Source organism: Streptomyces sp. NPDC029296 (assembly GCF_055569255.1).
In genome coordinates this window covers 24,712-36,047 of the sequence record NZ_JBVHXT010000058.1, presented here as the reverse complement: position 1 = coordinate 36,047, position 11,336 = coordinate 24,712, and the positions used below count along the sequence as shown (strand labels likewise).

8 protein-coding genes and 1 CRISPR repeat array are annotated in these 11,336 nt (G+C 71.6%); of the genes, 2 read left to right on the top strand and 6 right to left on the bottom strand.

Annotated elements, in window-relative coordinates; all coding sequences use genetic code 11:
- Nucleotides 1-58: 58 nt before the first annotated feature.
- Nucleotides 59-608: a CRISPR direct-repeat array (repeat unit 37 nt; unit sequence GTTGCGATCCTCGGTCGCCCCGGAGGGCGACCGCCAG).
- A 722-nt stretch (nucleotides 609-1,330) separates the two neighbouring features.
- Nucleotides 1,331-2,659, bottom strand: a complete 1,329-nt coding sequence (locus tag ACZ4W9_RS36345; protein WP_467943068.1) for a class I SAM-dependent RNA methyltransferase — start codon at nucleotides 2,657-2,659, stop codon at nucleotides 1,331-1,333.
- Nucleotides 2,660-2,797: 138 nt separating this feature from the next.
- The gene (locus ACZ4W9_RS36340) at nucleotides 2,798-4,846 is read right to left on the bottom strand and encodes an APC family permease (RefSeq protein WP_467943066.1); all 2,049 of its coding nucleotides are present in this window, start codon (nucleotides 4,844-4,846) and stop codon (nucleotides 2,798-2,800) included.
- Between the two features lie 374 nt (nucleotides 4,847-5,220).
- Here ACZ4W9_RS36340 and ACZ4W9_RS36335 point away from each other — a divergent pair, with 374 nt between their 5' ends.
- Both ACZ4W9_RS36335 and ACZ4W9_RS36330 read left to right on the top strand, forming a co-directional pair.
- Complete coding sequence (locus tag ACZ4W9_RS36335; protein WP_467943064.1) at nucleotides 5,221-5,892, top strand: potassium channel family protein; 672 nt, start codon at nucleotides 5,221-5,223, stop codon at nucleotides 5,890-5,892.
- The gene (locus ACZ4W9_RS36330) at nucleotides 5,892-6,560 is read left to right on the top strand and encodes a potassium channel family protein (RefSeq protein ID WP_467943062.1); all 669 of its coding nucleotides are present in this window, start codon (nucleotides 5,892-5,894) and stop codon (nucleotides 6,558-6,560) included. Before ACZ4W9_RS36335 ends, ACZ4W9_RS36330 begins: the two co-directional genes overlap by 1 nt.
- Nucleotides 6,561-6,703: 143 nt before the next feature.
- Here ACZ4W9_RS36330 and ACZ4W9_RS36325 read toward each other — a convergent pair whose 3' ends face one another.
- From ACZ4W9_RS36325 to ACZ4W9_RS36310, 4 genes are read right to left on the bottom strand one after another with little or no spacing between them, the layout of a single operon-like run.
- A complete protein-coding gene (locus ACZ4W9_RS36325; RefSeq protein ID WP_467943060.1) occupies nucleotides 6,704-7,480 on the bottom strand; it encodes a DUF3159 domain-containing protein in 777 nt (258 codons plus the stop codon).
- A gap of 3 nt (nucleotides 7,481-7,483) precedes the next feature.
- Nucleotides 7,484-7,882, bottom strand: a complete 399-nt coding sequence (locus tag ACZ4W9_RS36320; RefSeq protein ID WP_078844252.1) for an OB-fold nucleic acid binding domain-containing protein — start codon at nucleotides 7,880-7,882, stop codon at nucleotides 7,484-7,486.
- A 59-nt stretch (nucleotides 7,883-7,941) separates the two neighbouring features.
- On the bottom strand, nucleotides 7,942-8,628 hold the full coding sequence (locus ACZ4W9_RS36315) for a response regulator (RefSeq protein ID WP_467943055.1): 687 nt from the start codon (nucleotides 8,626-8,628) through the stop codon (nucleotides 7,942-7,944).
- Nucleotides 8,625-11,180 (bottom strand): DUF4118 domain-containing protein, encoded by a 2,556-nt coding sequence (locus ACZ4W9_RS36310; RefSeq protein WP_467943052.1) that lies wholly within the window; start codon nucleotides 11,178-11,180, stop codon nucleotides 8,625-8,627. Before ACZ4W9_RS36310 ends, ACZ4W9_RS36315 begins: the two co-directional genes overlap by 4 nt.
- Between the last annotated feature and the right edge of the window lie 156 nt (nucleotides 11,181-11,336).

Below are 11,336 nucleotides of genomic sequence, written 5' to 3'. Positions count from 1 at the left end.
CGCCCCGGAGGGCGACCGCCAGCGGGGTGACGCCGCGCAGCTCGACCACGACAACCGGGTTGCGATCCTCGGTCGCCCCGGAGGGCGACCGCCAGCCCCGACGCGGCCCGCAGGGTCGGTGACTTCCTCCAGGTTGCGATCCTCGGTCGCCCCGGAGGGCGACCGCCAGTCGATGTAGCAGTTGGTCGTGTCGTTGGGTCCGTAGTTGCGATCCTCGGTCGCCCCGGAGGGCGACCGCCAGCGGGGTGACGCCGCGCAGCTCGACCACGACAACCGGGTTGCGATCCTCGGTCGCCCCGGAGGGCGACCGCCAGCAGCTGCCGCTCCAGGCGGCGGACGTCGCTCATATCGTTGCGATCCTCGGTCGCCCCGGAGGGCGACCGCCAGTCGCATGCACCGTGGGCGAGGCCAGGGCCGCGCTCACCGTTGCGATCCTCGGTCGCCCCGGAGGGCGACCGCCAGATGATCGTCCACGGTTTCGCCGGCATCGGCTGGACGGTTGCGATCCTCGGTCGCCCCGGAGGGCGACCGCCAGCACGGTGATCGCCGACTTGGTCACGTGGGTCACGGAGTTGCGATCCTCGGTCGCCCCGGAGGGCGACCGCCAGGCTGCTTGAGCAGTGGAAATAGCCTATCGCTCGTTCCTCTGTGGGTGAGCATCGAGTAACAGAATTGCTGAATACGGACATACGGCTTAGGCGTGATTCGCGTGTCGCGTGTGCGCTTCCGGTTCCGAAGCAGTCGTGAGAGGAACACTCATCCAACTGTCGGCCTGTAGCGGACATCATGGTCGTCAAAGTACGCGATCGCCATAGGGAGGCTGGTGGAGGGCCTGCGCTCTGGCGCCCCAGAGGAGGCAGCGTCCTGCTCCGCTGGGCTGGCGCCCTTCCGGTCTGGGGTCCGAGCCGGGCTGGCCGGGTCTGGCCGAGCGGTTGCAGGGCACGCCGGAGGCCCCCGTCGACCGCCCGGCCGAGCCCGCTCCCCCGGACGGCCCGTGACCGGTCACATCACCCGGACAACTGCTTACTTGGCTGATGGCGCTGGCGGCTGCCGGCGCCCAAGCCCGAGCCCGAGCCTGGGCAGCAGACAGGCTGGCTCGGGGCTGTGAGCCGGTGACGGTGACGGCTGGGCGAGCGGCCCCGATGTCCCCAGCAACTCGCCACACCTACGAAACCAGGAGCCCACCTGAACAGCGACGCGATAGACCTGATGCCCCATCAGAACGAGCGTCAAATGAGCGTCAAGACACCTCACAGAGCGTCATTTGAGCGTCAAGATATCACCCGTAACGCCCATAGCGCACATCATGCGCACCCATCGAAACCGCAGGTCAGCGACCCTTCCCGGCAGGCTCCAGGATCGCCACGCACTCCACATGATGCGTCATCGGAAACAGATCGAACGCCCGCAGCGTCCGCACCCGGTATCCGCCTTCCCTGAAGTACCCCAGGTCCCGGGCCAGCGCAGCGGGGTCGCAGGCGACGTAGGCGATGCGGCGGGCGCCGAGGGTGGCGAGGTGGGCGACCGTCTTGCGGCCGGCGCCCGCCCGCGGGGGGTCGAGGACGACGAGGTCGACCTCGGTGATCCCGGTGCGCGGCAGGACCGACTCGACCTTGCCCTGCTCGATGCGGACCCGCGGGAAGTCGGCCAGGTTGTGCCGCGCGTCCTCCACCGCCCGCTTGCCGGACTCGATGCCGAGGACCGCGCCCTGCTCGCCGAGGCGGTCGGCGAGGGCGCCGGCGAAGAGGCCGACGCCGCAGTAGAGGTCGAGCGCCATCTCGCCCTTGCGCGGCAGCAGGCCCTGCATGACCGCCGTGACCAGCGTGTCCGCCGCCTTCGGGTGGACCTGCCAGAAGCCACCGCCGCCCACCCGGTACGTCCGGTCGTCCGCCCGCTCGCGGACGAAGGGGCGGCCGTGGACGCGGTGCACGCCGCCGGACTTCTCGTCCACCCGCAGGACCGACACCGGCCGGTCCAGCTCGACCAGCGGCAGCCGGCCGCCGGGGCGCGGGGTGAGGACCACCTGACGGTCCTGCGAGCCGGTCGCCGCGATCGCCTCGACCGACTCCATGCCGGTCCAGTCCCGCTTCTCGATGCCCAGCTCGCTGACGCCCGCCGCCGCGATCATGCAGTGGTCGATGCGCTCGACCTCGTGCGAGCGGTGCCGGCGCAGACCTGCGTGGCCCTCGGCGTCGACGGCGTACTGGACGCGGGTGCGCCACTGCGGGACCTGGCCGGCGGGCAGCTTGTCGCCCTCGGCCGGGACCACCGTGCCGTCCCAGCCCGCCTCCTCGGGAGTGAGGCCGGCCAGCCGCTGGAGCTGTTCGGCGATCACCTCGCCCTTGAGGCGGCGCTGGGCGCCCGGCTTGGCGTGCTGCCAGTCGCAGCCGCCGCAGCGGCCGGGGCCGGCGAAGGGGCAGGGCGCCTCGATGCGGTCCTTGGACGCCTCCAGGATCCGCACGGCGTCCGCGCGCAGGAAACGCGCGCCCTCCTCGCCCTCGGTCACCCGGGCCACCACCCGCTCGCCGGGCAACGCGTGCCGGACGAACAGCACCTGGCCCTCGGACGTGCGGGCGATGCAGTGGCCGCCGTGGGCGACGGGGCCGATCTCGACCTCGTACTCCTCACCCACCGAAGACGTGGTCGGTTCTGCCTGCATGGTGGGATTACTCCAGATCGAAGAGAGTACGGGGGACGACAAGGGAAGACGGGAGCGGCCGGCAGCCGGTGGGCCGGTCGGCAGCCCACCAGTGTACGTCCTCCCCGTCTCCCCCCGGTCCCTGCCGGACGCCCCGCCTCACTCCTTGCCCGAAGGCTCCTTGGACCGCTCCACGGCCGGGCCCCGGCGGACCGCGCCCGGGGCGTTCCACTCCTGCCGCTTGCGGGCGCGGGCCCGGGCGGCTTCGGAGGAGGCGAGCTGGTAGGGGACGGAGGTGACCATCACGCCGGGCGTGAAGAGCAGGCGGCCCTTCAGGCGCAGGGCGCTCTGGTTGTGCAGCAGGTGCTCGTACCAGTGGCCGACCACGTACTCGGGGATGATCACGGAGATCGCGTCGCGCGGGGATTCCTTGCGCAGGCTCTTGACGTACTCGATCACCGGTCGGGTGATCTCCCGGTACGGCGAGTCCAGGACCTTCAGCGGTACGTCGATCCCGCGCCGCTCCCACTCCTCGCGCAGCGCCTTCGTCTCGGCCGGGTCGACGTTGACGGTCAGCGCCTCCAGGGTGTCCGAGCGCATCAGCTTGGCGTAGGCCAGGGCGCGCAGCGTAGGGCGGTGGATCTTGGAGATGAGGACGACGGAGTGGACACGGGAGGGGCGGACCATGTCGTCGCTCGGGCCCTCGGGCGCGGCGATCTCCTCGGCCACCCGGTCGTAGTGCTTCCGGATGGCGGTCATCGTCGCGTAGAAGATGCACATGCCGAGCAGGGCCACCCAGGCGCCGTGGGTGAACTTGGTGACCAGGACGACGACGAGCACCAGGCCGGTGAAGAAGGCGCCGAACGCGTTGATCGCGCGGGAGCGGATCATGTGGCTGCGCTTGGCCGGGTCCTTCTCGGCGGCGAGGTGGCGGTTCCAGTGCCGGACCATGCCGGTCTGGCTGAGCGTGAAGGACACGAACACGCCGACGATGTACAGCTGGATGAGGCGGGTGGAGTCCGCGCCGTAGATGAACACCAGCAGCATGGCCGCGCCGGCGAGCAGCACGATGCCGTTGGAGAAGGCGAGCCGGTCGCCGCGGGTGTGCAGCTGGCGCGGCAGGTAGCGGTCCTGGGCGAGGATCGCGCCGAGCAGCGGGAAGCCGTTGTACGCGGTGTTGGCGGCCAGGAACAGCACCAGCGCGGTGGCGGCGGCGAGCAGGACGAACAGCAGGCTGCCCTTGCCGAAGACCGCCTCGGCGACCTGGGAGATCACCGGGTTCTGGACGTAGTCGGGGCCGACCGGGATGCCGTGGTGCAGCAGGTCGGTGGCCGGGGTCTCGGCCATGCGGACCTTCGTCGTCATGGCGAGGGCGATGATGCCGCAGAACATCGTGACGGCGAGCAGGCCCATCATCGCGAGCGTGGTTGCCGCGTTCTTCGACTTGGGCTTGCGAAAGGCCGGGACGCCGTTGGAGATGGCCTCGACGCCGGTGAGGGCCGCACAGCCGGAGGAGAAGGCGCGCAGCAGCAGGAAGACGAGCGCGAAGCCGGCGAGGCCCTGGTGCTCGGCCTTGATGTGGTAGTCGGCCGTCGGGGCGCGCATGGTGTCGCCGAGGACCAGGCCCCGGAAGGCGCCCCAGAGGATCATGATGAAGACGCCGCCGACGAAGACGTAGGTCGGGATGGCGAAGAGTTTGCCGGACTCCTTGACGCCGCGCAGGTTCATCAGCGTCAGCAGCACGATCACGGCGGCCGCGCAGAGCACCTTGTGCTCGACCACGAAGGGGATCGCGGAGCCGAGGTTCTCGATGCCGGAGGCGATCGAGACGGCGACGGTCAGGACGTAGTCCACCAGCAGGGCGCTGGCCACGGTGAGGCCGGCCTGGGGGCCGAGGTTGGTGGTGGCGACCTCGTAGTCGCCGCCGCCGCTCGGGTAGGCGTGCACGTTCTGCCGGTAGGAGGCGACCACGGTGAACATCAGCACGACGACCGCGACGGCGATCCAGGGGCTGAAGTGGTACGCCGACACGCCCGCGATGGACAGGACCAGCAGGACCTCCCCCGGCGCGTAGGCGACGGAGGACAGCGGGTCGGAGGCGAAGACGGGCAGTGCGATGCGCTTCGGCAGGAAAGTCTCACCCAGCCGGTCACTGCGCAGTGCGCGCCCGATCAGGATCCGTTTGGGCACGTCGGTCAGTTTGGACACGAGAGAGGATCGTAAGCCTTCGAACTGGCACCCGCCCACCCGGCGTGCTGCATCTGCCTCACGAGTGAAATCGGGGGCACGCGGAACTTCGGAATCCGTGGTGTGGGTGCCCGCCGTCCGCGGGTGGCAAACACCGTCTGCCGCCGTAGTCCGGGGGTGTGCCGTCCGTGCCCGCGCTGCTGTTCGGGGCGCCGCCCGCCCCGGCCGGCCTCGGAATCCTGATCGTGCAGGGCGTGCGCAGTATCACTCCGCGGCGTCGTGCACCACGTCGGGGCGGGGGGGGTGCCGGGTGCGTGGCGCCCGTGTGCAGCTTTGGGCCCCGGTCTGAGACCCTGATGCTTGAGCAGTAACTTTTGAACACCGGAAGGACGGTCGTGCACATCGTCATCATGGGCTGCGGAAGAGTGGGTTCCGCTCTTGCCCAGACCCTGGAGCAACAGGGCCACACGGTCGCCGTGATCGACCAGGACCCCACCGCCTTCCGCCGGCTGGGCCCGGGCTTCGGGGGCCGCCGGGTCACCGGCGTCGGCTTCGACCAGGACACCCTGCGCGAGGCGGGCATCGAGGAGGCAGGCGCCTTCGCCGCCGTCTCCAGCGGTGACAACTCCAACATCATCTCCGCGCGCGTGGCCCGCGAGATGTTCGGCGTGCAGAACGTGGCGGCCCGCATCTACGACCCCCGTCGCGCCGAGGTCTACCAGCGCCTGGGCATCCCCACCGTGGCCACGGTCCGCTGGACCGCCGACCAGATGCTGCGCCGGCTGCTGCCCTCGGGTGCCGAGCCGCTGTGGCGCGACCCCACCGGCGGGGTGCAGCTCGCCGAGGTGCACGCCTCCCCGAAGTGGGTCGGCCACAAGATCAGCAAGCTGCAGGACGAGACGGGCGTCCGGGTGGCGTTCCTGACCCGGCTGGGCGAGGCGGTCCTGCCCACCTCCCAGACGGTGCTGCAGGAGGGCGACCTCGTGCACGTGATGATGCGGACGGACGACGTGGACAAGGTCGAGGCGGCGTTCGCCGGTGGCCCGGAAGAGGAGGGCGGTCACTGATGAGGGTCGCCATTGCCGGGGCCGGCGCGGTCGGCCGCTCGATCGCGGGCGAGTTGCTGGAGAACGGCCACGAGGTCCTGCTGATCGACAAGGCGCCGACCGCCATCTCGGTCGAGCGCGTCCCGCAGGCGGAGTGGCTGCTCGCCGACGCCTGTGAGATCACCTCCCTGGACGAGGCGGCGCTCCAGCGCTGCAACGTCGTGATCGCCGCGACCGGCGACGACAAGGTCAACCTGGTCGTCTCGCTGCTCGCGAAGACGGAGTACGGCGTCCCGCGTGTCGTCGCCCGGGTGAACAACCCCAAGAACGAGTGGCTGTTCAACGAGGCCTGGGGCGTGGACGTGGCCGTCTCCACCCCGCGCCTGATGTCGGCGCTGGTCGAGGAGGCGGTGAGCGTCGGCGACCTGGTCCGGCTGCTGCGCTTCAGCCACGGCGACGCCAACCTGGTCGAGCTGACCCTGCCCGAGGAGTCGGCCCTGGCCGGCACCCAGGTGGGGGACGTGGAGTGGCCGGAGGACACCTCCCTGGTCACGATCATCCGCGGCACCCGTGTGCTGACCCCCTCCAAGGAGGACTCCCTGGAGCCGGGCGACGAGCTGCTGTTCGTGGCCGCCCAGGCCCGGGAGGAGCAGCTGGAGGAACTGCTCTCGGTACGCCGCGAAGGCTGATCCCGGAGACGCGGAAGGGCGCCCTTGTCGCCAAGGGCGCCCTTCGTCGTCGTAGGACGGCTGTCTGTCGGCGTACGGCCGGCGTCGCCGCATGACGACCGGCGTCGCCGTACGACGGCCGCTCGTCGCCGTAGGACGGCCGCTCAGGCCTCCCGGCGGTGCCGGCCCCCGCTCGTGTCGGCGGTCGTCGCGGTCCCGGCGGCGAGGGCGGCCTTGCGCTCCTCCTCGGCCTTCTCCTCCGCCTCCATCTCCGCGAACACGTCGATGGGCGCGGGTGCCTTCGCCAGGAAGACCCAGGTGAGCCATACCGCGAGCAGGAACGGCGGGATCTTCAGGGCGACCAGGACCCAGCCGAGCTGGGTGGTGTCGGCCCACCAGTACAGCGGGAAGAGGATCGCGCACTTGGCGAGCAGGATGAGGCCCCAGGTCCAGCTCGCCTTGGCGTACGCCTTCTTGCGGCCCGGGTTGCGGGTGCGCCAGGAGAGGTTCTCCTTGAAGACCGGCCCCAGGATGAGGCCGATGAGGGGCACCCCGGCGAGGGTCGTGACGATGTACGCCACCGCCAGGCCCAGGGTGTAGAGCATGCCGGGGAGGTAGAAGTCCTTGGCGTTGCCGGTGAACATCGCGAAGACGACACCGAAGACCACGCCGAAGACGCCGCTGAAGGCGTGCTTGACGGTGTCCCGCATGGCCAGCCGGACCACGACCAGCAGCAGGGACACCGCCAGCGCGGCGATCGCGGACAGGTGCAGGTTCTTGTTGAGCGTGAAGATCGTGACGAAGAGCAGGCCCGGCACGACCGTCTCGACCATGCCGCGGACCCCGCCGAAGGCCTCGAAGAGCGCCGCCTCGGTCACCGCTCGGGCGTCGCCGGGCTGGGGCTGGTCGGTGTCTTCGGTCGGCTTGTCGAGGGACGTCACCGGCTACTCCCGTCCGAGGGGTCGCAGTTCGTATTTCGGGTTGAACAGCACCCGGCGGCCCCGGCTCATGGAGATCCGGCCCGATGCGATCAGCTTGCGCCCGGGTTCTATCCCCACGATGGAGCGCCTGCCGAGCCACACCACGTCCAGCGCGGCGGAGCCGTCGAAGAGTTCGGCCTCCAGGGCCGGGACTCCGGCGCGCGGGCGCAGGGTGACCGTGCGCAAGGTACCAGTTACCGTGACGATCTGCCGGTCGTGGCAGTCGCCGATCTTGATGCAGCCCGCCGTCTCCGCGTCTTCGCGCAGCTCCTCCGACTCCAGGTCCTCCTGCGAAGAGGAGAGCCGGTCGAGCATGCGCCGGAACCGGCCGGCCGGCTTTTCGGAACGAGGAACAGCAGTCATATGTGAAGCGTACCGGGGCCGTCGAGGGGGCCGACAGGGCGCTGGGAGCGCCCGCCGGCTCACTTCTCGAACCGGTATCCCATCCCCGGCTCCGTGATGAAGTGCCGCGGGCGCGACGGGTCGGCCTCCAGCTTGCGCCGCAGCTGGGCCATGTACACCCGCAGGTAGTTGGTCTCGGTGCCGTACGACGGCCCCCACACCTCCTGGAGCAGCTGCCTCTGGCCGACGAGGCGGCCGGTGTTGCGCACCAGCACCTCCAGCAGGTGCCACTCGGTCGGGGTGAGCCGGACGTCCTTGCCGCCGCGGTGGACCTTCTTCGCGGCGAGGTCGACCGTGAAGCCCTCGGTCTCCACGAGCGCCAGGGCGTCCTCGCCCGGCCCGGCCGGCTCGGCCCGGCGCACCGCGGCCCGCAGCCGGGCCAGCAGCTCGTCCATGCCGAACGGCTTGGTCACGTAGTCGTCGGCGCCCGCGTCCAGCGCCTCGACCTTCTCGTCGGAGGAGTGCCGGGCGGACAGCACCAGGATCGGTACCCGGGTCCAGCCGCGCAGGCCCCGGATGACCTCCACGCCGTCCATGTCGGGCAGGCCCAGGTCGAGCACGACCACGTCGGGGTGGCGGGAGGCGGCGAGTTCGAGCGCGGTCCTGCCGTCGGGGGCCGCGTCCACCTCGTACGCGCGTGCCTTGAGGTTGATCACGAGGGCGCGCACGATCTGCGGCTCGTCGTCGACCACGAGCACCCGGGTCATATGGTGTGCCTTTCCGGTTCGGTACGGGGCTCCCCGGCGGGGAGCGGCTCGGGGCGCGGTCCCGCCGCGCGCAGGCTCAGCACCATGGTGAGCCCGCCGCCCGGCGTGTCCTCCGCGGTGAGGGTGCCGCCCATGGCCTCGGCGAAGCCCCGGGCGACCGCGAGGCCGAGCCCGACGCCGGCCCCGCGCGGAGCGTCGCCGTAGCGCTGGAAGGGCTCGAAGATCCGCTCCTTGGCCTCGTCCGGCACGCCCGGCCCGCGGTCCACCACGCGCACCTCGACCCGGTCGGCGATGGCGCTCGCGGCCACCAGGACGCGCCGTCCGGGTGGACTGTACTTGACGGCGTTCTCCACCAGGTTGGCCACCGACCGCTCCAGCAGCCCGGGGTCGACGGCGACCATCGGCAGCGTCTCGGGCACGTCCAGGCCGACGCTGTCCTCGGGTACGCCGCCCAGGGCCATGGGGACGACCTCGTCCACGTCGATCTCCCGGATCAGCGGGGTGACCGTGCCGGTCTGGAGCCGGGACATGTCCAGGAGGTTGCCCACGAGGTGGTCGAGCCGGTCGGCGCCCTCCTCGATGCCCTCCAGCAGCTCCGCTCGGTCCTCCTCGGACCAGGCCACGTCGTCGGAGCGCAGGGAGGACACGGCGGCCTTGATGCCGGCCAGGGGGGTGCGCAGATCGTGGCTGACGGCGGCGAGCAGCGCGGTGCGGATGCGGTTGCCCTCGGCGAGCGCGCGGGACCGGTCGGCCTCCTCCTGGAGGCGCCGGCGCTCCAGGACGACGGCGGCCTGGGCGGCGAAGGCGGCCAGCACCCGGCGGTCCGCGGCGGGCAGCACCCGGCCGGTGAGGGCGAGCGCCATGTGGTCGCCGACGGGCATGTCCACGTCGGCGTCCTCGGGGCGCTCCAGCGGCGGTCCGAAGCCGGCCCGGCCCGCGCAGGTCCAGGGCGCCACGTCACCCTCCCGCTCCAGCAGGGCGGCCGACTCCATGGCGAAGGTCTCGCGGACCCGTTCCAGCAGTTCCTCCAGGCTGGTCTCGCCGCGCAGCACGTTGCCGGCGAGGAAGGAGAGGATCTCCGACTCGGCGCGCAGCCGGGCCGCCTGGTCGGTGCGCCGGGCGGCGAGGTCCACCACCGAGGAGACCGCCATGCCGACCCCGAAGAAGATCGCGATGGCGACGATGTTCTTCGGGTCGGCGACGGTCAGCCGGTGCAGCGGCGGGGTGTAGAAGTAGTTCAGCAGCAGCGAGCCGAAGGCCGCCGAGGCCAGCGCGGGCAGCAGGCCGCCGAGCAGGGCCGCGGCGACGGTGACGGCCAGGAACAGCAGCATGTCGTTGGCGAGGCCGAGGCCGGCGGTGTTCAGGCCCAGCGCGAGGACGACGGGGCCGGCCAGGCCGACCGCCCAGCCCCACAGGATCCGGGCCCGCCCGAGCCGGCCGCCGCGGGCCACGGGCAGTCCCCGGCCCTTGGCGGCCTCCTCGTGGGTGACGATGTGCACGTCGAGGTCGGGGCCGGAGTCCCGGGCGACCGTGGCGCCGACGCCGGGTCCGAAGACGTACTGCCAGGTCTTGCGGCGCGAGGAGCCCAGCACGATCTGGGTGGCGTTCACCCCGCGCGCGAAGTCGAGGAGGGCGGCCGGTATGTCGTCGCCGACCACGTGGTGGAACGTTCCGCCGAGGTCTTCCACCAGGGTGCGCTGGACGGCCAGCTCCTTCGGGGAGGCCGAGGTCAGCCCGTCGCTGCGGGCCGTGTAGACGGCCATGACCTCGCCGCCGGCGCCCTTCTCGGCGAGCCGGGCGGCCCGGCGGATGAGGGTGCGCCCCTCGGGGCCGCCGGTCAGACCCACCACGATCCGCTCCCGGGAGCCCCATATCGCCGAGACCCGGTGGGCGCTGCGGTACTGGGTCAGGTACTCGTCGGCCCGGTCGGCCACCCACAGCAGCGCCAGCTCGCGCAGGGCGGTGAGGTTGCCGGGCCGGAAGTAGTTGGACAGGGCGGCGTCGACCTTGTCCGGCGCGTAGATGTTGCCGTGCGCCATGCGGCGGCGCAGGGCCTGCGGGGACATGTCGACCAGCTCGATCTGGTCGGCCCGGCGTACGACCTCGTCGGGGACGGTCTCGCGCTGGCGCACCCCGGTGATCGACTCCACGATGTCGCCGAGTGACTCCAGGTGCTGGATGTTGACGGTGGAGACGACGTCGATGCCGGCGGCGAGCAGCTCCGCCACGTCCTGCCAGCGCTTGGCGTTGCGGGAGCCGGGGACGTTGGTGTGGGCCAGTTCGTCCACGAGGGCGACGGCGGGGGCCCGGCGCAGTACGGCGTCGACGTCCATCTCCTCGAAGACGGTGCCCCGGTACTCCAGCCGTCCGCGCGGCACCTGCTCCAGGCCGTGCAGCAGCACCTCGGTGCGCGGCCGGCCGTGGTGCTCGACGAACGCGACGACACAGTCCGTGCCCCGCTCGACGCGGCGGTGTGCCTCGGCCAGCATGGCGTAGGTCTTGCCCACGCCCGGTGCCGCGCCGAGGTGGATCCGAAGCGTGCCGCGTGCCATGCCCACATCGTCTTTCCGTGCCCGAGGTGTACGCAGCGTCGACCTTACGGCCGGCCGTCGCGACGCTCGGGCCTGGAGGCACGAGCAGGGGGCGACTTTGACGCAACCCTGACGACAGTGCCTCCGAAGGGGCGCGGGGAACTGCGCGAGCGACCG

Excerpts from the sequence above, each read along its gene's own strand:
- ACZ4W9_RS36345 (WP_467943068.1), bottom strand. The coding sequence starts at position 2,659 with ATGCAGGCAGAACCGACCACGTCTTCGGTGGGTGAGGAGTACGAGGTC.
- ACZ4W9_RS36310 (WP_467943052.1), bottom strand. The coding sequence starts at position 11,180 with ATGGCACGCGGCACGCTTCGGATCCACCTCGGCGCGGCACCGGGCGTG.
- ACZ4W9_RS36330 (WP_467943062.1), top strand. The coding sequence starts at position 5,892 with ATGAGGGTCGCCATTGCCGGGGCCGGCGCGGTCGGCCGCTCGATCGCG.
- ACZ4W9_RS36315 (WP_467943055.1), bottom strand. The coding sequence starts at position 8,628 with ATGACCCGGGTGCTCGTGGTCGACGACGAGCCGCAGATCGTGCGCGCC.
- ACZ4W9_RS36320 (WP_078844252.1), bottom strand. The coding sequence starts at position 7,882 with ATGACTGCTGTTCCTCGTTCCGAAAAGCCGGCCGGCCGGTTCCGGCGC.